This window comes from Frischella perrara (genome assembly GCF_000807275.1).
GTDB classification, from domain to species: Bacteria; Pseudomonadota; Gammaproteobacteria; order Enterobacterales; family Orbaceae; genus Frischella; species Frischella perrara.
The window spans coordinates 1,770,039-1,793,024 of record NZ_CP009056.1 but is presented as its reverse complement, the minus strand read 5'-3'; the positions used below and the strand labels follow the sequence as shown (position 1 = coordinate 1,793,024).

Genomic DNA, 22,986 nt, shown 5'->3' with positions numbered 1-22,986 from the left:
GATAATCAATGGCAGGTATGTTTGCAATTTTCCTAACATTGGCAACATTTATTACAGGAATTTTCTGGTGTTTGGAACGTTATCGCTGGAAACCCGCTAGACAGCGTAAAGTGGAAGCCGTAAGACAACAAACAGAAGGCAAAATTGATGGTCAGGTTTTGGCTAAAGTTGGTCAATCTTCTGGTTTAGTGGATTTATTGTCATCATTATTCCCTATTTTATGTTTCGTATTCGTACTTCGTTCATTTATCATTGAACCTTTTCAAATTCCATCAGGTTCTATGATGCCGACTTTGTTAGTTGGTGATTTTATAATTGTTGAGAAATATTCTTATGGGATCAAAGATCCTATAACCAATACCACGCTGATTCCTACCGGTAAACCACAACGTGGTGATGTTGCTGTGTTTAAAAACCCTAACAATACCAGTATTGATTTTGTTAAGCGAGTTGTTGGTATTCCTGGCGATAAAATTGTTTATGATGAAGATAAGAAGGAATTACGAATTTATCCTGCTTGCCAAGCTGAAGATCAGCAATGTTCACAGCAACAGGTCATTCCATTAGATTTACATTATACATCAGAAAAACCAAGCGAATGGCAGCAAGTATTCTCTGACTCTGGTATTAATTTTTATACTAATGAACAATTTAATGAATTAAAATTGGCCGGTAAAAATTTTACGATCAATTTAAATTCCCGTCAGGAAACGATAGGGGGTCATACTCATGATATCTTATTAATACCTAATCAACTATATCAATCTGAACACTTTTTTAAACAGCCTAATCAAAAATTGGGTGAATGGGTGGTTCCAGAAGGTTATTACTTCATGATGGGTGATAACCGTAATAACAGCGATGACAGTCGTTTTTGGGGATTTGTTCCCGAACGTAATTTTGTTGGTCGTGTATCGGCTATTTGGCTTAGCTTAGAGAAACAACCTGATGAGTGGCCAACAAGTATAAGATTTAGCCGAATAGGTAAAGTAAATTAAATCATGAATAAAATGCTAAATTTAAGCAGGGTTTACGCTGGTTAAATTTAGGCTTATTAAAAGCAATAATATGCTTTAGTTTTAAGGTTTACTCACACTCATTTTTTGATATTTGGGTGGTAAATCATATTAAAGGTATTGAGTATTAACATAGATGAAACATGACAAAAATAAATTAGTCGCGTTACAAAAGCAAATTAATTATTCATTTAAGAATATTGATTTGTTAATTCATGCACTGACTCATCGCAGTGCAAATAAAATTCATAATGAACGTTTAGAATATTTAGGTGATTCAATATTAAGTTATGTGATTGCTGAAGCACTTTTTGAGCGTTTCCCAAAAGTAGACGAAGGCGACTTAAGTCAAATGCGTTCTTCTTTAGTCTGTGGCGAGACATTGGCGAAAATGGGGCAAAACTTCAATATTGGCGATAGTATGATACTAGGGCCGGGTGAACTAAAAAGTGGTGGTCATCGTCGTGAATCGATCATCTCTGACGCGGTAGAAGCAATTATTGGTGCCATTTATTTGGACAGTGATATCCAAACCATTAAACAATTAATTTTGGCTTGGTATCAAACTCGTTTAGTTCAAATACAGCCCGGCATTAAACAAAAAGATTCAAAGACTCGTTTGCAAGAATATTTGCAAGGTCAACGCCAGAATCGACCTGTTTATTTAATTGTAGAAGTAATTGGTGATGATCATGATCAGGAATTTGTTGTTCAATGTAAATTAGAGAACGATGACAATCAGTATTTAGGTCGTGGTGTTAATCGCCGTAAAGCAGAACAAGCCGCTGCACAAATGGCAATCGATAAGTTGGGAATTAAATGATACAACAGCAAAATATACAAGATAATAATGGGGTTCAACATTGTGGCTTTATTGCCATTGTTGGGCGTCCTAATGTAGGAAAATCGACATTATTAAATCAGATTTTAGGTCAGAAAATATCTATTACATCGCGTAAAGCTCAAACGACACGTCATCGGATCATGGGGATTGATACGGAAGGTGATTATCAGGCAATCTACATTGATACGCCGGGTTTACACATTGAAGAAAAGCGCGCGATTAACCGCCTTATGAACCGAGCAGCAAGCAGTTCTATTGGAGATGTGGAATTAATACTATTTGTTGTAGAGGGTACGCATTGGAATGAAGATGATGAAATGGTACTCAATAAGCTTAAAAGTGTTAAATGCCCTGTATTGTTAGTGATTAACAAAATTGATAATGTAAGTGATAAAACTAAATTATTACCTCATATTCAAGAAATCAGCCAAAAATTCCATTTTATGGATGTGATTCCAATTAGTGCTGAAAAAGGTGAAGGTATAGATATTATTAAACAAATTGTAAAGCAGCATTTACCTGAAGGAGAACATCATTTTCCCGAAGATTATATAACTGATCGTTCACAGCGTTTTATGGCATCTGAAATTATCCGTGAAAAGTTAATGCGTTTCTTAGGTGAAGAATTGCCTTATTCTGTGACTGTTGAAATAGAGCAATTTAAAGTTGATGAAAAAAATGGTATGTATCGCATCAATGGTTTAATTTTGGTCGAACGTGATGGTCAGAAAAAAATGGTAATCGGCAATAAAGGAGAAAAAATTAAGCAAATCGGTATTGAAGCGCGTAAAGATATGCAAGATTTTTTCCAAAATAAAGTTCATTTAGAATTATGGGTCAAAGTAAAAGCAGGCTGGGCTGACGATGAACGTGCTCTTAGAAGTCTTGGCTATATGGATGACTTATAAAGCACTAATAAAGTTATTTGTTAGATAAAAACCATTACTCAATGACGATTATGATTATTTATTATCTAATTGAGTAATGCTATTTTAGATTTCTTATAATTATGTTTATTACCCCCTCAATAGATTTTTCTAATTTACACCAATTTGTTTTCTCATAAAATCTGTTATTATTTCTTGCTATATTTTTAGTATATTTAGTTGATTTCATTAAATTATTGTCTTTAAATTTAAATAACAAATGCTAATAATAATCTATGAAATTATGATTGGCGAACTATATTGTATCTTAATTAAATCATTTAATTGCATAGCGTTTATTGCGTGCATTTTAAAATAAATTATGTTTATAATAATTCCTTCTATATGAAAAGTGGGGTGTTTATCATGATGCCGAGTTGGCCTAACTTATTAATACTGATTGCAATTATCGTCTTGATTTTTGGTACTAAAAAATTGCGCACTTTGGGATCAGATCTAGGGGCTTCTATTAAGGGCTTTAAAAAAGCGATGAGCGATGGTGATGATAAAACATCTGATAATCAAACCAGTAATGCTGGTTCATCTGCTCATAATGTTGAAAATCAAACTGATAAAAAAGAGTAATTTGTGTTCGACGTTAGCTTTGGGGAATTATTATTAGTTTTTATCATAGGCCTAATTGTTCTTGGACCCGCTCGTCTACCGACTGCTGTGAAAACGGTGGTTGGTTGGATCAATGCATTGCGCCGATTATCCGCTTCTGTGCAGTTGGAATTGAATAAAGAATTAAAATTACAAGAGTTACAAGATAGTTTGAAGCAAGCTGAACAAAGTGGTATCAATAATATTTCGCCCGAAATACAAGCATCAATTGATGAGTTGAAACGCATAACACAGTCATTACAAAAAGAGTATAATCAAACAGTCCAAAAAGTAAATTCTGTGGTTAATTCTCCCATTACTGATTTGACTGATAATAAAGATGATACTAAATCTGATTTAAAACAGCAAAATGAGAATAATCAAACCGAGGTTAACAATTTAGTGGATAAAGATGCAGGGAAACATCAATCATGACAGAGGATAATGCATTACCATTAATGAGCCATTTGTTAGAACTTCGCGCACGGTTATTGCGTTGTATTCTCTGTATAATTATCGTTTTCTTAGGGTTAATCTATTTTTCGAACGATATCTATAGTATTGTAGCTAATCCACTAGTTCGACAATTACCTACAGGTAGTGTCATGATTGCTACTGATATTGCTGCACCTTTCTTTACCCCAATTAAATTGACCTTAATCGTGTCTTTATTCGTGTCTATTCCTTATATTTTATATCAAATATGGGGATTTGTTGCTCCTGCTTTATACCGCAAAGAAAAGCGATTAGTTCTTCCGTTAGTGATTTCAAGTACTACACTGTTTTATTTAGGCATTGCTTTTGCCTATTTTGTTGTGTTTCCGTTGGCATTTTACTTTTTTATTAATAGCGCGCCTGCTGACATAGCAATCAATACAGATATTACTAAATATCTTGATTTTGTTATGACCTTGTTTGTTGTATTTGGTTTTTCCTTTGAGGTACCTGTTGCTATCATTTTACTGTGTTGGGCTGGCGTGACTTCTCCACAAAGTCTTAAAAAGAAACGCCCTTATATTATTGTTGGCGTGTTTGCTATTGCCATGTTTTTAACACCACCGGATGTATTTTCGCAAACACTTTTAGCAATCCCAATGTGTTTACTGTTTGAAATTGGTGTCTTTTTTGCTCGATTCTATCAGCCAAGACAAACTGAAGAAGAATCGCAGTCTCTTGATTAAGAATACTGTTTTATTCGATTGTCATAATTAAATAAAGTAGTAGTGTATTTTATGTTTAGGAAGTTGTAATGAAGAATAATTTACCTGATTTTAGTAAGGCTAATGTATTAGTTGTGGGTGATATTATGCTTGATCGGTATTGGTATGGTGCGACTAATCGCATCTCACCCGAAGCACCGGTACCTGTAGTAAAAATTAACGCACTAGAAGAAAGACCTGGCGGTGCTGCCAATGTTGCAATGAATGTTACCTCATTAGGCGGTGAAGCTAAATTAATAGGTTTAACAGGTATTGATGAACCGGCTAAAATTTTGACAGAACAATTGCAGCAACAGCATGTGGTATGTGATTTTGTAGCACTTAATTCCCATCCGACCATTACAAAATTAAGAGTTTTATCACGTAATCAGCAATTAATACGACTCGATTTTGAAGAACCGTTTTGTGATGTTGATTCGCTACCATTGTTGCAACGTATTGAAAATGCATTACCACAAGCTAAAGTTATGGTTCTTTCAGATTATGCTAAGGGTGTATTGTCATCCGTTGAAGCAATAATCAAAATGGCACAACAAGCTAATGTACCCGTGCTCATAGATCCTAAAGGCACCGATTTTACACGTTATCGAGGTGCAACACTTCTTACACCTAATATGTCGGAATTTGAAGCTGTGGTGGGTCCTTGTCATAGTGAAGAAGATATTGAGGTAAAAGGTCATCAATTGATTCGTGATTATGATATTAAGGCGCTCTTAGTCACACGTAGTGAAAAAGGGATGACATTATTACAAATTGGTCAACCAACTTATCATTTACCAACTCAAGCTAAAGAAGTATTTGATGTCACTGGTGCTGGTGATACGGTTATAGCTACATTAGCTGCATCATTAGCAGCAGGGTACACTTTAGAAGATAGTTGTTTCCTAGCAAATGCTTCAGCAGGCGTAGTAGTAGGTAAACTGGGTACTTCAACGGTTACGCAAGTTGAACTAGAAGATGCCATTCGTGCGCGAACTGATAACGGTTTTGGTGTAATGAGTGAAGAGGATTTGCTCAAGCAAGTTGCTAACGCTCGCCAACGTGGTGAAAAAATTGTAATGACTAATGGTTGTTTTGATATTTTGCACGCAGGCCATGTTTCCTATTTAGCTAATGCCAGAAAATTAGGTGATCGTTTAATTGTCGCGGTAAACAGTGATCAATCCGTGAAACAGCTCAAAGGCGAATCACGACCAATTAATCCATTGATGCAACGTATGATAGTACTAGGAGCGTTAGATTCAGTTGATTGGGTCGTACCATTTGAAGAACAAACACCACAACGCTTAATTGCTCGTATTTTGCCTGACGTTCTAGTTAAGGGTGGTGACTATAAGCCCGATCAAATTGCTGGGAGTAAAGAAGTCATAGCTGCTGGTGGGGAAGTTAGAGTACTCAATTTTGAAGATGGCTGTTCGACGACCAATATTATCAACAGTATTAAAAACAGCTAATACACCGTGCTAAATATTAATTGATACCAGTAGATGAATCATGTTTTATGTTAATAGATTGAATGATAATCAGCATATCATGGGCAAAATATAAAAATTAATGGCGTTTGATTACGGTTGTTTAATTTAATAGTTCTAAGTGGGTTTAATACCCACTTAATTTATATTCCTGTTACTTAACTTCTTTTCCTTGGGCTTGTAAATCAGCATGATAAGATGATCTTACAAAAGGTCCACAAGCAGCATGAGTAAAGCCCATACCTAAAGCAATTTGTTTAAGTTCTTCAAATTCTTTTGGTGAAACATATCGCTCAACAGGTAAATGAAATTTGCTTGGTTGTAAGTATTGCCCTAATGTGAGCATTGTGACACCACTTGAGCGTAAATCCTTAAGGACTTGAATGAGCTCGTCATTAGTTTCACCTAAACCAACCATTAATCCAGATTTAGTTGGAACATCAGGGTGTAATTGTTTAAATTTAGCTAATAATTCAAGTGAACCTTCATAGTTAGCGCCAGGACGGATTTTTTTATACAATCTTGGTATGTTCTCCAAGTTATGATTGAAAACATCAGGTGGATTTTCACGTAGTATATCAATCGCTTCATCAATGCAACCACGAAAATCAGGGGTCAATGTTTCAATTTTAATATTAGGACTTAATGCACGGATTTCTCGTGTACAATCAGCAAAATGACTTGCTCCTCCATCTTTTAAATCATCACGATCAACGGATGTAATAACAACGTAACGAAGGCGCATTTCTTGAATAGTTGTTGCTAATTTGATAGGTTCTTGTGAATCCGGTGGGAGTGGGCGACCATGAGCTACATCGCAAAATGGACAACGGCGCGTACAAATATCACCTAATATCATAAATGTAGCAGTACCATGATTAAAACATTCTGCCAGATTTGGACAGGAGGCTTCTTCACATACTGAATGTAAACCATGTTTACGCATAGTGTTTTTGATATGAGCGATATTATCCGAATGAGTCGGTAATTTAATTTTCATCCATGCCGGTTTTTTTAATAAATCAGTTGTTTCAATCGTGACAGATGGAATTAAACGCGTCTTATCCGCATCGCGATATTTTGAACTTCTGACAGACGTTGTGGTATTAGCCATATTTGTTACTTATCTACTTTTGTTAAATGCAAATAATATTAATCTTGAAATCGTTAAGCTACGTGATATAGCTGATCAATAAAATAATTAACTAATTTAGAACGAATTTCTTCAGGATTAATATCGGATAAAAATGCTTTGACTTGCGTCATCTTTAAACCAGCATAACCGCATGGATTAATGTTGTTAAACGGTGATAAATCCATATCAACATTCAATGCTAAACCATGTAGGGTACAACCATGCTGAATATGAAGTCCAAGCGAGCATATTTTCTGCTCATTGACATATACACCTGGGGCATCAGGTTTAGCTACAGCACTAATATGATAATCATTTAATGTATTTATGACGCTATTTTCTAATGCACTCACCGTATCTCGAATACCCATTTTTAATCGTTTTAAGTCAATTAAGATATACATAATTTGCTGACCTGGTGCATGGTAAGTTATTTGCCCACCACGGTCAGTTTGAATAACGGGAATGTTTGTTTGATGAAGTAAGTGTTCAGCTTTCCCTACTTTACCTTGCGTGAATATCGCGGGGTGTTCTACCAACCAAATTTCATCTTGCGTATCAGCGTCACGTTGTTGTGTAAATTGATGCATTGCATTGTAGATTATTGAGTAAGGTTGTAAGCCAAGATTTTTAACAAGAGGTTTCTTCATCTTTAGATGACCTTTTTCCCATTAGAAACAATTAAACACCGTCCATATTGGTTGACAAACATCAAATCTAAAATCATTGATTTTTAATAACTTGTCAAGTTTTTTCATTTTTTATGCTGTTTTTAATAAGTGTTTATATTATTTAAATTAAAAAACAGTAATTTGATCGAATATAACAAAAATAGATAGGTGTTGACAATAGACGACAAAAAAGGATATAAGGTAATTAATGCTGATTTAATATTTAAATTCTTAAAAACTTTAATACTATCATAATAGTATTGAAAGTTAATGCCTATAGATTGAAATAGTTGATTAATTTGATAGGAATTAACGTTCCTTTCTGTCGTGTCGTTTTCTTTACCTTTGGTTAGGTAAATGGCAGACTTATATCAAAATTTATGTTTTAGGCAAACGTAATGCAGATATTTAATATCTGCGATCTTTATAACAAAAAATGAGGTTTAAATATGTCAGACATGCAAATGAATGATATCGATCCCTTAGAAACGCAGGATTGGCTGAAGAGTATTGAATCAGTTATTCGCGAAGAAGGTACCGAACGTGCGCAATATATTATTGAGCAAATTGTCAACCAAGCCCGTCAAGGTGGCGTTCCGTTATTATTCGGTTCTTCTACTAGTAATTACATCAATACTATTCCAGTTGATGAACAACCAGAGTATCCCGGTGATTGGGAGCTTGAAAGGCGTATTCGCTCTATCGTTCGTTGGAATGCAATGATGATGGTTTTACGTGCATCTAAGAAAGATCTAGACTTAGGTGGACATATGGCATCTTTCCAATCTGCAGCAACATTCTATGAAGTCTGCTTTAACCATTTTTTCCGTGCACGTAACGAGAAAGATGGAGGTGACTTAGTTTATTTCCAAGGTCATATTTCTCCAGGTATTTATTCTCGTGCTTTTATTGAGGGTCGTCTTACTGAAGAACAGCTCGATAATTTCCGTCAAGAAGTGCATGGTCATGGTTTACCATCTTATCCTCATCCAAAATTATTACCTGATTTCTGGCAATTCCCAACCGTTTCTATGGGATTAGGTCCGATCAGTGCAATTTATCAAGCTCGTTTCTTGAAATATTTAAACCATAGGGGTCTTAAAGATACAACAGAACAAACTGTTTATGCTTTCTTAGGTGATGGTGAGATGGATGAACCAGAATCTAAAGGGGCAATTACTGTTGCAACACGTGAGAAGTTAGATAATCTAGTATTCGTTATCAACTGTAATTTACAGCGTCTAGATGGTCCAGTAACGGGTAATGGTAAGATTGTTAACGAATTAGAAGGTGTTTTTGCCGGTGCAGGTTGGCAAGTCATTAAAGTACTTTGGGGCGATCGTTGGGATAGATTACTCCAAAAAGATAAATCAGGTAAATTGATTCGTCTAATGAATGAAACCCTAGATGGGGATTATCAAACATTCAAATCCAAAGATGGTGCTTACGTTCGTGAACATTTCTTTGGTAAATACCCAGAAACGGCTGAATTAGTCAAAGACATGTCTGACGAAGAAATTTTCCGTTTAAATCGCGGTGGACAAGATCCAGCAAAAATGTTTGCTGCGTTCCAAAGAGCAAAAGAAACTAAAGATCGCCCAACCGTTATTCTTGCTCATACTATTAAAGGTTATGGTATGGGGGATGCGGCTGAAGCGAAAAATATAGCGCATCAAGTTAAGAAAATGAACATGGATGGCGTACGTCATGTACGTGATTTCTTCAATATTCCTGTTACTGATGATGCTTTAGAGAAATTACCGTATATTAAATTTGAAGATCATACGCCAGAATACAAATATATTCATGAACGACGTCAAGCATTAAAAGGTTATGTTCCATCACGTCTAGAACATTTTACTGGTACCGTTTCTATTCCACCATTAAGCGAATTCCAGTCCTTATTAGAAGCACAAACCAAAGAAATTTCAACTACAATTGCTTTTGTGCGTGCCCTTAACATCATGTTAAAGGATAAAGAGTTAGCGCCTCGCCTCGTTCCGATTCTTGCTGATGAAGCACGTACCTTTGGTATGGAAGGTCTATTCCGTCAAATTGGTATTTATAATCCACACGGTCAACAATATATTCCTCAAGATAGAGATCAAGTGGCTTATTATCGTGAAGATGAAAAAGGCCAAATTCTACAAGAAGGGATTAACGAAATGGGTGCGGGTGCATCATGGTTAGCTGCAGCTACTTCATATAGCACCAACGATTATCCGATGATTCCATTTTACATCTACTATTCAATGTTTGGCTTCCAACGTATTGGCGATTTAATGTGGGCAGCAGGTGATCAGCAAGCACGTGGTTTCTTAATTGGCGGAACGTCTGGTAGAACCACCTTAAATGGGGAAGGATTGCAACATGAAGATGGTCACAGCCATATTCAATCACTTGTTATCCCTAATTGTATTTCATACGATCCGTCTTATGCTTATGAAGTCGCAGTCATTATGCAAGATGGTTTACGTCGAATGTATGGTGATCAAGAAAACGTTTACTACTACATCACTACATTAAATGAAAACTATGAACAACCGGCTATGCCAGAAGGTGCTGAAGAAGGAATACGTAAAGGTATTTATAAACTTGATACACTTCCAGCGAAAGAAGGTAAACCAAGTGTTCAATTACTCGGTTCGGGAGCTATTTTACGTCACGTTCGCGAAGCTGCGACAATTCTTGCAAATGATTATGGTATCGGTAGTGATGTCTATAGTGTGACTTCATTCACTGAAGTTGCGCGTGAAGGTCAAGACTGTGAACGTTGGAATATGTTACACCCAACTCAAGATGCACGTGTACCATATATTACTCAAGTGATGAATAAAAATCCGGCTGTGGTTTCAACTGATTATATGAAACTATTTGCTGAACAAGTTCGTGCTTATGTTCCAGCAGAATCCTATAAAGTATTGGGTACTGATGGATTTGGGCGTAGTGATAGCCGAGCAAACTTACGTCATCATTTTGAAATTGACGCTACCTATGTAGTGGTTGCAGCTCTAAGTGAATTAGCGAAACGCGGTGATATTGATGCTTCTGTAGTAGAAGAGGCTATCAAGAAATTCGACATTAATGCTGAAAAAGCTAATCCACGTATTGCGTAAGAGGTTGTAATAATGAGTATTCAAATAAAATTACCTGACATTGGTGGTGATGAAGTCGAAGTAACAGAGATTTTAGTCAATGTTGGCGATAAAGTTGAAGCAGATCAGTCGCTTCTGACAGTTGAAGGCGATAAAGCCTCAATGGAAATTCCTGCACCTCAAGCTGGTGTTGTTAAATCAATATCGGTAAAAGTAGGTGATAAAGTAAAAACGGGTGTTGATATTATGGTATTTGATGCAGCAGATGGGGCAGTAGCCCCTGTTGCAGAAGAGCCAAAAGTTGAAGTCAAACCGACGGCTGCAGCAATGAATCAAACTGTAGATGTCAACGTGCCGGATATAGGCGGTGATGAAGTAGAAGTCACTGAAATCTTAGTAAAAGTTGGCGATACAGTAGCGGTTGATGATTCTTTAATTACTGTTGAAGGCGATAAAGCTTCAATGGAAGTTCCTTCCTCAATTGCAGGTGTGGTTAAAAATATTGTAGTCAAAGTGGGCGATAAGGTTAAAACAGGTTCCAAAATTATGGAATTTGAAACGGCAACAGCTGGTACCGCAGCATCACCTTCAATTCAAAAAGAGGCGCCTGAATCAGTACCAGCACCTGTAGCAGAGAAAACTAGTGCGACGTCATCTACTGTACCAACGCCGGCAAAAGCATCAACCACTGGCAACGATTTTGTTGAAAATGAGGCTTATGCACATGCTACCCCGTCAGTAAGACGCTTAGCACGTGAATTTGGCATAAATTTAGCTAAAGTTACAGCAACAGGACCAAAACACCGCGTTTTACGTGAAGATGTTCAGGCATATGTTAAAAATGCTGTAAAACAGATTGAAAGTGGAACATCTGGTGGCGCATTACCTGGTTTATTACCTTGGCCAAAAGTTGATTTTGCTAAGTTTGGTGAAATTGAAGAATTACCGTTGACCAAAATTCAAAAAGTATCTGGCGCTAACTTACATCGTAACTGGGTTATGATTCCACATGTAACTGAATTTGATGAAGCCGATATTACGGAATTAGAAGCATTCCGCAAACAACAAAATGTTGAAGCAGAAAAACGTAAGCAAGATCTGAAAATTACACCATTAGTATTTATCATGAAAGCTGTAGCGAATGCGTTAGCCACTTTCCCTCGCTTTAATAGCTCTTTATCAGAGGATGCGCAAACTCTGATTATTAAGAAATACATTAATATTGGTGTTGCAGTGGATACACCAAATGGTTTGGTCGTGCCGGTATTCAAAAACGTTGATAAGAAAGGTGTTGTTGAATTATCGCGTGAATTAGCGGAAATTTCCAAGAAAGCACGTGACGGTAAATTGACCGGCGGCGATATGCAAGGGGGTTGTTTTACAATTTCAAGTTTAGGTGGAATCGGTACAACATCATTCACGCCAATTGTTAATGCCCCTGAAGTCGGTATTTTAGGCGTATCACGTTCTAGCATGAAACCAATTTGGAATGGTAAGGAATTTACACCTCGCTTAATGTTACCACTATCATTATCTTTTGATCACCGAGTGATTGATGGTGCAGATGGTGCAAGATTTTTAAGTCATATTGTTAAAGTGTTATCCGATTTACGTCGTTTAGTGATGTAATAGGGAGAAATCAATGAGTAAAGAAATTAAAACGCAAGTTTTAGTATTGGGTGCGGGGCCTGCCGGTTATTCGGCAGCCTTTAGAGCAGCAGATTTGGGACTAGAAGTCACTTTAGTTGAACGTTATTCAACACTTGGTGGCGTATGTCTTAATGTTGGATGTATTCCCTCTAAAGCATTATTACATGTTGCTAAAGTTATAGATGAAGCGAAATCACTCTCTGCACATGGCATTGTATTTGAAACTCCAAAATTAGATTTAGACAAAGTTCGTGGTTGGAAAGAAAAAGTCATTAGTCAGTTAACGGGTGGTTTAGCTGGTATGGCTAAAATGCGTAAAGTCAATGTGGTGCAAGGTGAAGCTAAATTTACTGGTAGTCACTCAATGACGGTACAAACAGCAGAAGGTGAAACGGTCATTACCTTTGATAATGCAATTGTTGCTGCAGGTTCAAGACCTATTCAACTTCCTTTTATACCACATGATGATCCACGCATCTGGGATTCAACGGATGCACTTGCATTGACGTCTATTCCTAAGCGTCTATTACTTATGGGCGGAGGTATAATCGGCCTTGAAATGGGTACTGTTTATCATACTTTAGGCTCAGAAGTACATGTTGTTGAAATGCTCGATCAAGTTATACCGGCTGCAGACAAAGATATTATTAAGCTGTTTACCAAGCAAATTGAGAAAAAATTCACTCTAATGCTTGAAACTAAAGTAACTAAGGTTGAAGCAAAAGAAGATGCTATCTATGTTTCCATGGAGAAAAAAGATGGCTCAGTTGAAACGCATGCTTATGATGCAGTATTAGTCGCAATTGGTCGTACGCCAAATGGCAAATTAATTGATGCTGAAAAAGCGGGAATTAATGTGACCGATCGAGGCTTCATTGAAGTTGATAAACAAATGCGTACTAATGTGCCTCATATTTATGCAATCGGAGATATTGTTGGACAACCAATGTTAGCTCATAAAGGGGTTCATGAAGGTCATGTAGCGGCAGAAGTTATTGCTGGTAAGAATCATTTCTTTGATCCTAAAACTATTCCTTCAATTGCTTATACTGAACCGGAAGTAGCTTGGGTTGGATTAACAGAAAAAGAGGCAAAAGCAAAAGGTATCAATTATGAGGTTGCGACTTTCCCTTGGGCAGCTTCTGGTCGTGCAATTGCATCTGACTGTTCTGAAGGTATGACCAAACTTATTTTTGACAAGGCTACTAACCGAATATTAGGTGGAGCAGTTGTTGGGGTAAATGGTGGTGAGTTATTAGGTGAAATTGGTTTAGCGGTTGAAATGGGTTGTGATGCTGAAGATATGGCATTAACCATTCATGCTCACCCGACTCTCTATGAATCTATTGGTCTGGCAGCAGAAGTCTTTGAGGGTTCAATCACCGATTTACCAAATGCGAAAGCTAAAAAAAAGTGATTGATTAAAATCTGACTGAATATAATATAAACCGACTTTCACGTCGGTTTTTTTAATAGTATTATATAGCGTTTTAATATATTGGAGAGTTGGGATGTTTGGTTTATTTAAAAAGAAGAAAAAGCAAGTAGAGCTATTTTCTGTATGTGAAGGGACATTTAAGAGTATTGAGCAAGTTAATGATCCAGTTTTTTCTGGTAAAGTTATGGGCGATGGTTATGCTATCACTCCAGTAGATGGAAAAGTGCAAGTTTACTCACCAGTTAAAGGTAAAGTAATGAGTATTTTTCCAACTAAACATGCGATTACATTTGTCACAGATGAAGGGATTGAAGGTTTAATTCACATGGGAATTGATACAGTTGCCTTAAAAGGTGACGGGTTCAATGTGCATGTACAAGAAGGTCAAACAGTTGATCAAAATACCTTATTAGCGGATATGGATGTTGATTTTATTACTGAACAAGGTAAAGATCGTGATATTATTATGGTATTTACTAATTTAGAAGAGAATCAGAAAGTAGCCATAAACCATTCTGGTGCTGTAAATAAAGCGCAATCAATTGGTAATATCGAATTATAATCGGTGCTCTATAATCTAAAGATTATAGCATTGAGGATTTTTATACAATATATAGGCTAGTCATAGCCTTTATATTGTAATTAGTCTAAAAATTTATAGACTATAATATACTGATCAATAACAAAATAACTATTCTAAAGAAATCATACGATTTATTGTGCTCGATGTTAAAACTATCTCGCATTAATTAAGTCAAAATACTCTTCAAGATAATAAATAAACCACAGTGAATAAATTAATTTCATAATCATTATCTTACAAATATATTGATAGAATATCCTGTTTATATTCATCTTTACAAATTTATAGTCATTTCTGCTTGTTATAAATGCTAAAAAGTAAGCTAAAAATAAAAAAAATATTTAAATAGATTATCGGTTTATAGAATCTGGATAGAGTGCGACATTTGTTAACAGATTATCTATAGTAATTATCTATTGGATATATTAGAAGCGATCAAATATAGTGGACTGGTCGTGTTATTTGTATCCTTTGTGTGTGTATTATATAAATGTTGTAAAATTATTATTAACTTTTTGCTTATAGCAATAGACCCAGCTTAGCTGGGTCATTTTTTACAATTAATAAAGGATTATAGTATAAATTTACTGAGGTCTTCATCAGCAACTAGTTTATCAAGATGCGAACTCACATATTCGGCATCAATAACAACTGTTTGACCACTTATTTCACTTGCATCAAAAGAAACTTCTTCCATTAATCTTTCTAATACAGTATGTAAACGTCGCGCACCAATATTTTCATTTTGCTCATTAACTTGCCAAGCAGATTGAGCAATTTTACGAATACCATCCTGAGTAAATTCAATATTCACCCCTTCAGTTGCCATTAGGGACTTATATTGTACAGTTAACGATGCATTAGGTTCGGTTAAGATACGTTCAAAGTCATCAGTAGTTAATGCTTGCAATTCTACACGAATTGGTAAGCGCCCTTGTAATTCAGGGATAAGATCAGAAGGATTGGCGGTTTGGAATGCTCCTGATGCGATGAATAAAATGTGATCCGTTTTCACCGAGCCATGTTTTGTTGAGACAGTGCAACCTTCGACAAGAGGTAATAAATCGCGTTGTACACCCTCGCGTGACACATCTGGACCTGATGAGTTACCTCGTTTACAGACCTTGTCGATTTCATCAATAAAGACGATACCATTTTGTTCAACAGCTTCAATCGCTTCATGTTTAAGATCATCAGGATTGACTAGTTTAGCTGCTTCTTCTTCAATCAATAGTTTAAAAGCATCTTTAATTTTCATTTTACGTGGTTTGGCTTTTTGACCACCCAAATTTTGGAACATTGATTGTAATTGACTAGTCATTTCCTCCATACCGGGAGGAGCCATAATTTCAACACCAATGTTTAAACTAGATACTTCAATTTCGATTTCTTTGTCATCTAAACTACCTTCACGTAGTTTTTTACGAAACGCTTGTCTAGCAGTGGAATCTGACGTATTTTCATTGTTTCCCCAGCTATCTTTAGCAGGTGGAATTAATACATCTAAGATACGTTCTTCAGCAAGCTCTTCGGCACGGTTACGGTTTTTTTCCATAACTTGGCTACGGATCATTTTTACAGCTGAATCAGTAAGATCGCGAATAATGGAATCGACTTCCTTACCAACATAGCCGACTTCAGTAAATTTGGTTGCTTCAACTTTAATAAAAGGTGCATTCGCTAATTTAGCTAAACGACGCGCGATTTCTGTTTTACCGACCCCAGTAGGACCGATCATTAAAATGTTCTTTGGTGTTACTTCTTGACGTAATGCTTCGTCAAGTTGCATACGTCGCCAACGATTACGAAGTGCAATGGCTACCGCACGTTTTGCTTTATCTTGACCAATGATATGTTGGTTTAATTCGCTGACTATTTCACGAGGAGTCATTTCAGACATAATATTTTCTCTTAAATTCGGTTAATTAGTAATTTAATTCTTCAATAGTTTGGAAACTGTTTGTGTAAACGCAGATGTCACCCGCAATGGCAAGGGATTTCTTTACAATATCTTTAGCTGATAAATCAGAGCAATCGAGTAATGCTCTAGCTGCCGCTTGTGCGTAAGGACCACCTGAACCAATCGCTATTAAATCATCTTCAGGTTGAATGACGTCCCCCGTGCCTGTAATAATTAAAGAGGCTGTTTCATCCGCTACTGCAAGTAGAGCTTCTAACTTACGAAGCATGCGATCAGTTCGCCAATCTTTAGCAAGTTCAACCGCAGCTTTAGTTAAATGACCTTGATGCATTTCAAGTTTTCGTTCAAAAAGCTCAAATAAAGTGAAAGCGTCAGCGGTACCACCAGCAAATCCTGCAATCACTTTATTATTGTAAAGGCGACGTACTTTTTTAGCATTGCCTTTCATAATAATTCGTTCACCTAAAGTGACTTGACCGTCACCACCAATGACAACTTGCCCGTTACGACGAACACTAACAATTGTAGTCATGTATTACTCCTTTAAATTTTGGTCATAACGTAATGACCAATTTGGTATAGATAGATTTTATATTGGGTTAAACATTCCATTTTCAACTGTAATAATGTATAGAAAATGTAAAAATGAGCACGTACATAGTACGTTGCACTTAAAAATAGGCATAATTTAATATTTTGTAATTAATACAGAATTGTAAATTGTTAGAATAGCGCATTTTATGCCACATAACTTAGTACTCTAGTCATTATTATGTTCAGCTTTTTTAAGACGTTATTCAATGCTAACAGTAATTTAGTTATCATGTTTCATTGAAAATAGGTTATAGTTAAGCGTAGTCGTATGGCAATACATTTATTAAGAGTAGTTAATGATGTCTAATAGTAAATTAAATTTAACTTGTCACCAAAATAAAGATAAACTGTCGTTAATGAATTGGATTCAGAATTTGGTTGTGTTTGCCATGTTATGGCTAAATATTGTTTTAGTATATGGGGTCATTTGCGCGCATACCAACGAATTGGGACAGGATGAATTTTATCGTTTTTTGTTTTTCTTGCGACACCCCGTTGTCATAATATTAAATAGTCTTTCATTGATAGTAGCAATTTTATTTTCAATCATGAGCTGCATCTCATTAAGTAAAGCGATTATTAATAGATATCCGAATTTTAAGCGTCTGCAAATAGGGATATTTATTATTTTAATGTTGGCTATTGGCATGATTTCAAGACAGCTAGTTATTACAGCTTTAGGTTATTTGGGGTAAGGTTAATTAAATTATGACTAAGCAAACAGTTACAACGAAACAATCTCATATTTCACCTACAATAGGATTAATTAAACTTGCCAGTTTATGGTTTGCTATTTTCGCTCCTGTTGTTTTGTTTATTATCATTTTTGTTATTCCTAATGGTGATGTGCGAACATTAAGTCATATTTTAAAAATAACAGATACCATGTTGGGTAAGATATTTTTATTCTTCATGATGAGTTTACCAAGTTGGTATGCATTTGATCGAATCTTACTTATCTTTCAACGGTTTCAAATCTATCTTAAGCGTGGAAAATTGATATCGGTATTCATTGCATCAATTTGGACACTCCATGCCTTTTACATACTTTTTATGCGCTAATTGATAAGAATAAAAATGGGTATTGACTAATCTAATGATTAAAAGCGCGAGCAAATGTTCCTTCACCTTGATATTCGAATGCTTTTGCACAGCAGGCAATAAATACAGATTCTCCTGCCGTCAAGGTGATATTATCTGTCTCAGTTTTAATCGTAATGTTACCATCGATACAAAGTAAAATCTCAGCACTATTAATAAGTTGTTTTATCGGTTTTAATTGACCTGTAATAATTTCAAAAGCGAAGTCCTCAACCGGTACAGGAAAAGTGATCTTATTTTTATGTTTAATCGGTTGAGTCAATAAATGGTCATGATAGCTTGTATCAAAACAGGTATTTTTAAATAATTCGGTTATATCAATATGTTTTGACGTCAATCCCGCCCGTAATACATTATCGGAACTAGCCATAATCTCAAGTCCAGTGCCAGATATGTAAGCATGCGGTGTTTGAGCTTTAATATACATCGCTTGGCCAGGATTGAGTTTTATTACATTAAGAATCAATGGCGCAAAGATACCACTATCATCAGGATATATTTTGGCAATCATTTTGATAATGTTATAGGGACATTGATTGTGAGTATTGGCGTATGCAACAAGTTCAGCTATCGCTTGCTGTTTTAATGATTTTTCTAAGGTCAATAAGCGATAGAAAAACACTTTTAAGCCATCTGATGTTGCATTATGGCGAAGTTCGTTAATGCATTTTTTTAATACTGAAATATTCAATTGTTCAAAGTGTTCAATAATATCCGTAACGGGTTGAAAGCCATTCATGGCTAAAAATGGCGTGATAGCATAAATCAATTCCGGCTTGTGGTTTGCATCTCTATAATTACGCTCGGGTGAATTAATCGGTATACCAAGTTGATTCTCTCGTTTAAATCCTTCTATTGCTTTACTCAGTTCTGGATGAACTTGTATTGAAAGAGGTTGTTGCGCTGAAAGAATCTTAAATAAATAAGGTAGATTATTAAATTTCTGATAGGTCTTTTGACCGAGTATTTTAATAGGTGATTTTTGGATAATTTGATTGAGTGGGCAGCTTTCCCCTAAGGCATTTATGGCTATTGATGTTCCTGCTGGGTGAACCCCCATCCATAATTCAGCCATTGGTTTATGTTCAGGGTTATCAATGTGAAATCGTTTTGCAATACCATCAATACTACCCCAGTCATAATTTTTGATAACGTTTTTTAACTTCCAGAGTGTTGTTTTCATATAGCCTCGTCATGGATTAATCTTACAGAAAAAGACAAGTTACAAAGCTAAATTTATAGTGTTTATTTCATCAACAGATAAATAAGCACTGATTTACATCTTTACATCAAAAAATAGTATTTACCGCATTATCCTCATGTTTTAATTTGTATTATCAAATAGATTTCATGAATTATTGGTTTCAGCAGATTTTTTCTTGCGAAATAAGCTATTTTTTAGCACATCAATAAAACTCAGTGATCTCACCATTTTTTGTCCATCAATATATTGACGCATTGCACGTAACACTTTTTTAGGTTCTTTAGAAGCAAAAATAAATCGACCATTTTTTTTAGTTTGAATGGCATATCGTGGAATCCACTTACCCTTAAATAATACAGAAGCGACAACATAATCAACTTCTTCCCAAGGAATTTGAATATATTTACGTGAATTATGAAGATGATAAAACTCAAAGGCTTTATCGCCGATCATAATATCTCCATAATCGGTCATGCCTATAAAGGACGTGCCAGAAGTGACAAGATCAACTTTCGTATTTAATGATTGAACCATATTGTGAATTTTCCTAACAATCTTATTGAATTAACTCATATGAATGTAGATAGTTTATTTTGAGATTAGAGCGGAGCATAATGCTCCGCAAATTAACTTACAATAACCCAATAACATGCCCCAAAATACCAACTATAAACAAACCTAATATGATAACGATTGCCGGTACTTTGCAACGCAATAACCACATACAGAAGAAAGTTAAAAGCAATGGAACTAGGCCAGGAATGAGTTGATCCAAATTATCTTGTAGCGTTGTTATTTTGTGTGAAGTTAATGATAGACCATCTCTAAATTGAATCAGTACTTCTTGTAACCCTTTAGAGTTAAAGGGAATTTTGCTCCAATCAATATAAGCACCTTCAGATAAATCTGCGGTTGAAACTATGGGTTTAAACTTGATTGATACCCAACGTTCAACTAGTGCCGCAAGGATAAACATCCCTAAAATTGAAGCGCCTTTGGTGATTTTTTGCAACAATCCGCCAGATAAATTATCTGTAATTTTAGTTCCCGTACGATAACCTAATTCTTGGGTATACCACATAAAGCCAATACGAATCATGTTCCATAAAAGGAAAAATAGGATAGGGCCTAGGACATTCCCTCCAATGGCTAGTGAAGCACCTAATGCACCAAGTATTGGACGAACTGTAAACCAAAATACAGGATCGCCAACACCGGCTAAAGGTCCCATCATACCAACTTTAACCCCTTGCACCGTTACATCATCGACTGGTGCACCATTGGCGCGCTCTTCTTCTAGTGCTAAAGTCACACCTAAAATAGGTGAAGCTAAATAAGGGTGGGTGTTGAAAAATTCTAAATGACGTTTTAGAGCTGATGCCCGATCTGCTTGCGTGGTATATAGCTTCTTAATGGCAGGTATCATGGAATATGCCCAACCGCCATTTTGCATACGTTCATAGTTCCAAGAACCTTGTAAAAAAGTAGAGCGCCATGCTACAGATAGACGATCTTTTTTAGTTAATTGAATTTTATGATCCATGTTGATTCTCCTAACTCTTAGTAATCGTTTAAAATATCATCAAGCGGGTCGCCAGTATTATTACTGCCGTTAGAAGAACCGCCGCGTTCTGTAAGATTTAGATAAATAATCGCTAAAGCTATACCTAAAGCACCAAGTGCGATTAGCGTGAGTTGAGAAATAGCCGCAACCACAAAGCCGATGATAAAAAATGGCCAAACTTCTTTGTTTGCCATCATATTAATTACCATGGCATAGCCGACGGCAACAACCATACCTCCACCAATTTCCATACCTCTTGTTAGCCAAGTTGGCATTGATTCCAATGCGTCTCTCACAGTTTGTGCTGGAATAAAAAGCAATGCAGCCGCTGGTATAGCAATACGTAGTCCTTGCATACAAATACCAATAACCTGCAAAAATTCAATTTTGCGAATATTTCCTTTTGCTGCTGCCGCATCCATCATGTGAACAAGTGGTACAGCTAGCGTGCGAACGATCATGGTTAGAAAAAGTCCAGCAGCTGCTAACGGTGTAGCAATAGCAATAGCTGTTCCAATTCCTTCTTTGCCCTGACCACCTAATATCAAAATAATTGCAGAAGCAACGGAGGCTAGAGCTGCATCGGGTGCAACTGCTGCGCCAATATTTGCCCAACCCATAGCCATCATTTGTAAAAAACCACCCAACATAACACCAAGTTCAAGATTACCGGTGACTAAACCAATTAATGAACAGGCAACTAAAGGTTGATGAAATTGAAACTGATCTAAAATACCTTCCATACCGGCAAGGAACGCTATAATTATTACTAATACAATAGCGAAAATTGATAATGTCATAATAAAACCTCTTAAGTTCAGTATTACAAATTTTGTTCAGCTAGCCCGTCTTTGGCTTTTTGCAGTAACTCATCCATATTACTAGCCGAGTCATTAGGCACTTTGCGGACATCAAATTTAATGTTCATTTGTTTAAGCTTATCAAACGTTGCAACATCGTCAGCATTCAATGATAGGACTTTATTTACCATCACCTTACCCACTGAATGAGCCATTGATCCAACATTAACTGTATTGATATCAACGCCCCCCTCAATTGTTCGTAAAACGTCTTGAGGGTTTTCGAATAATAAGAGTGCCTTTGTGTTACCAAAACGAGGATCTTTGGCAATCTCGATCATTTTATTAATTGGTATTACATTAGCTTTTACGCCCGGTGGGGCTGCTTCTTGTATGAGTTTTTTACGTAATTCATCTTTAGCTACGGAATCGGAAACAACAATAATTCGGTTTGGTTTGGTTGATTGTGTCCAAGATGTAGCAACTTGACCATGCAATAATCGTGAGTCAATTCTTGCGAGAACAATTTTAATTTTACCGTTCCCAACTACAGTACCTGGTGGAATATGATTAGATTTTGGTACTGTTGTTGTTTTTTGTGTGGTAATTTGATTTGAAGTGGTTTTAATTCCTTCTTGTGCTGGTTGTATAATTGAAGCCGCTATTTCTTGTGCACTCTCTCCTGATAATCGTGCTGAATAAGCTTCTATTAACATGGGTAAGTTTAATCCTGAAACTATCACCCATTTATCTTGATGCATTGCGCATAAACCATTAGCTTGATTAAACGGTGTGCCACCCCACAAATCCACAAGGAATAATATTTGTTCAGTATTGTCAAAACTTGCTATAGCATCTTCCATATGCTGTTTCAGACTTTCAGGACTATCACTAGGATGCAATGTAACGGCTTTAACGTTTTCTTGTTCTCCAAAGATCATCGTACCTGATTGTAAAATTCCTTGTGCAAAATCACCATGACTTGCTAGGATAATTCCAACCATTTTGTTTCTCCTCTTCGACGAGACTTTCTACTAAAATAAAAATCTATCACCTTAGAGTTTAAGCAATTTAGCGATGTTTTTATGTGTTCTAGATCAGGTTTTAAAACAATTTTGCTTAAAAATTTTATATTTTTTGTCAAAATAG

At 36.1% G+C, this 22,986-nt stretch carries 21 protein-coding genes and 1 pseudogene; 13 read left to right on the top strand and 9 right to left on the bottom strand.

Going from position 1 to position 22,986, the window contains the following annotated elements; translation table 11 throughout:
• Positions 1-8 precede the first annotated feature (8 nt).
• From lepB to hldE, 7 genes and pseudogenes are all read left to right on the top strand, one after another.
• Complete coding sequence (lepB, locus tag FPB0191_RS07840) at positions 9-998, top strand: signal peptidase I (protein WP_039105166.1); 990 nt, start codon at positions 9-11, stop codon at positions 996-998.
• A 154-nt stretch (positions 999-1,152) separates the two neighbouring features.
• Positions 1,153-1,839, top strand: coding sequence for a ribonuclease III (gene rnc, locus FPB0191_RS07835; RefSeq protein WP_039105164.1), 687 nt, complete (start codon positions 1,153-1,155; stop codon positions 1,837-1,839).
• Complete coding sequence (gene era / locus FPB0191_RS07830) at positions 1,836-2,768, top strand: GTPase Era (protein WP_052236871.1); 933 nt, start codon at positions 1,836-1,838, stop codon at positions 2,766-2,768. The genes rnc and era overlap by 4 nt, the downstream gene beginning before the upstream one ends.
• 384 nt (positions 2,769-3,152) lie before the next feature.
• Entirely contained in the window at positions 3,153-3,371 is a 219-nt protein-coding gene (tatA, locus tag FPB0191_RS07825) for a twin-arginine translocase TatA/TatE family subunit (protein WP_039105163.1), read from the top strand.
• A 3-nt stretch (positions 3,372-3,374) separates the two neighbouring features.
• Positions 3,375-3,633, top strand: a pseudogene (gene tatB / locus FPB0191_RS12600) (Sec-independent protein translocase protein TatB); the annotation flags it as partial.
• Between the two features lie 187 nt (positions 3,634-3,820).
• Positions 3,821-4,570: a twin-arginine translocase subunit TatC gene (tatC, locus tag FPB0191_RS07815; protein ID WP_039105161.1), complete on the top strand. Its 750-nt coding sequence runs from the start codon at positions 3,821-3,823 to the stop codon at positions 4,568-4,570.
• A gap of 68 nt (positions 4,571-4,638) precedes the next feature.
• Positions 4,639-6,063, top strand: coding sequence for a bifunctional D-glycero-beta-D-manno-heptose-7-phosphate kinase/D-glycero-beta-D-manno-heptose 1-phosphate adenylyltransferase HldE (gene hldE / locus FPB0191_RS07810; RefSeq protein ID WP_039105159.1), 1,425 nt, complete (start codon positions 4,639-4,641; stop codon positions 6,061-6,063).
• A 172-nt stretch (positions 6,064-6,235) separates the two neighbouring features.
• Here hldE and lipA read toward each other — a convergent pair whose 3' ends face one another.
• Together lipA and lipB are read right to left on the bottom strand one after the other, a co-directional pair.
• Positions 6,236-7,195 carry a lipoyl synthase gene (gene lipA / locus FPB0191_RS07805; RefSeq protein ID WP_039105157.1) on the bottom strand — a complete coding sequence of 320 codons (960 nt, stop codon included), beginning with the start codon at positions 7,193-7,195 and terminating at the stop codon, positions 6,236-6,238.
• A gap of 53 nt (positions 7,196-7,248) precedes the next feature.
• Positions 7,249-7,866: a lipoyl(octanoyl) transferase LipB gene (gene lipB / locus FPB0191_RS07800; protein WP_039105155.1), complete on the bottom strand. Its 618-nt coding sequence runs from the start codon at positions 7,864-7,866 to the stop codon at positions 7,249-7,251.
• A 470-nt stretch (positions 7,867-8,336) separates the two neighbouring features.
• Here lipB and aceE point away from each other — a divergent pair, with 470 nt between their 5' ends.
• The 4 genes from aceE to FPB0191_RS07780 all read left to right on the top strand — a co-directional run bounded on the left by aceE (position 8,337) and on the right by FPB0191_RS07780 (position 14,632).
• Positions 8,337-11,003: a pyruvate dehydrogenase (acetyl-transferring), homodimeric type gene (gene aceE, locus FPB0191_RS07795; protein ID WP_039105153.1), complete on the top strand. Its 2,667-nt coding sequence runs from the start codon at positions 8,337-8,339 to the stop codon at positions 11,001-11,003.
• Between the two features lie 12 nt (positions 11,004-11,015).
• Positions 11,016-12,611, top strand: a complete 1,596-nt coding sequence (aceF, locus tag FPB0191_RS07790) for a pyruvate dehydrogenase complex dihydrolipoyllysine-residue acetyltransferase (protein WP_082018283.1) — start codon at positions 11,016-11,018, stop codon at positions 12,609-12,611.
• A 13-nt stretch (positions 12,612-12,624) separates the two neighbouring features.
• A complete protein-coding gene (lpdA, locus tag FPB0191_RS07785) occupies positions 12,625-14,049 on the top strand; it encodes a dihydrolipoyl dehydrogenase (RefSeq protein WP_039105151.1) in 1,425 nt (474 codons plus the stop codon).
• A gap of 94 nt (positions 14,050-14,143) precedes the next feature.
• Positions 14,144-14,632, top strand: coding sequence for a PTS sugar transporter subunit IIA (locus FPB0191_RS07780; RefSeq protein WP_039105150.1), 489 nt, complete (start codon positions 14,144-14,146; stop codon positions 14,630-14,632).
• A gap of 592 nt (positions 14,633-15,224) precedes the next feature.
• On the opposite strand, the gene hslU is transcribed toward FPB0191_RS07780, so the two are convergent.
• Positions 15,225-16,553, bottom strand: coding sequence for an HslU--HslV peptidase ATPase subunit (gene hslU / locus FPB0191_RS07775; protein ID WP_039105148.1), 1,329 nt, complete (start codon positions 16,551-16,553; stop codon positions 15,225-15,227).
• A 25-nt stretch (positions 16,554-16,578) separates the two neighbouring features.
• Positions 16,579-17,106 carry an ATP-dependent protease subunit HslV gene (hslV, locus tag FPB0191_RS07770; protein ID WP_039105146.1) on the bottom strand — a complete coding sequence of 176 codons (528 nt, stop codon included), beginning with the start codon at positions 17,104-17,106 and terminating at the stop codon, positions 16,579-16,581.
• A gap of 358 nt (positions 17,107-17,464) precedes the next feature.
• Here hslV and FPB0191_RS07765 point away from each other — a divergent pair, with 358 nt between their 5' ends.
• Positions 17,465-17,863 carry a succinate dehydrogenase/fumarate reductase transmembrane subunit gene (locus FPB0191_RS07765; RefSeq protein WP_039105144.1) on the top strand — a complete coding sequence of 133 codons (399 nt, stop codon included), beginning with the start codon at positions 17,465-17,467 and terminating at the stop codon, positions 17,861-17,863.
• 13 nt (positions 17,864-17,876) lie between these two features.
• Positions 17,877-18,230 (top strand): succinate dehydrogenase/fumarate reductase transmembrane subunit, encoded by a 354-nt coding sequence (locus FPB0191_RS07760; RefSeq protein WP_039105142.1) that lies wholly within the window; start codon positions 17,877-17,879, stop codon positions 18,228-18,230.
• 31 nt (positions 18,231-18,261) lie between these two features.
• Here the strand turns inward: FPB0191_RS07760 and manA are convergent, their stop codons facing one another.
• The 5 genes from manA to FPB0191_RS07735 all read right to left on the bottom strand — a co-directional run bounded on the left by manA (position 18,262) and on the right by FPB0191_RS07735 (position 22,841).
• Positions 18,262-19,452: a mannose-6-phosphate isomerase, class I gene (gene manA, locus FPB0191_RS07755; protein ID WP_039105140.1), complete on the bottom strand. Its 1,191-nt coding sequence runs from the start codon at positions 19,450-19,452 to the stop codon at positions 18,262-18,264.
• Positions 19,453-19,617: 165 nt separating this feature from the next.
• A complete protein-coding gene (locus FPB0191_RS07750; protein ID WP_039105139.1) occupies positions 19,618-20,007 on the bottom strand; it encodes a DUF956 family protein in 390 nt (129 codons plus the stop codon).
• Positions 20,008-20,104: 97 nt separating this feature from the next.
• The gene (locus tag FPB0191_RS07745) at positions 20,105-21,016 is read right to left on the bottom strand and encodes a PTS system mannose/fructose/sorbose family transporter subunit IID (RefSeq protein ID WP_039105137.1); all 912 of its coding nucleotides are present in this window, start codon (positions 21,014-21,016) and stop codon (positions 20,105-20,107) included.
• Between the two features lie 17 nt (positions 21,017-21,033).
• Complete coding sequence (locus FPB0191_RS07740) at positions 21,034-21,837, bottom strand: PTS mannose/fructose/sorbose transporter subunit IIC (RefSeq protein WP_039105135.1); 804 nt, start codon at positions 21,835-21,837, stop codon at positions 21,034-21,036.
• 23 nt (positions 21,838-21,860) lie between these two features.
• Complete coding sequence (locus FPB0191_RS07735; protein ID WP_039105133.1) at positions 21,861-22,841, bottom strand: mannose/fructose/sorbose PTS transporter subunit IIA; 981 nt, start codon at positions 22,839-22,841, stop codon at positions 21,861-21,863.
• Positions 22,842-22,986: the final 145 nt, after the last annotated feature.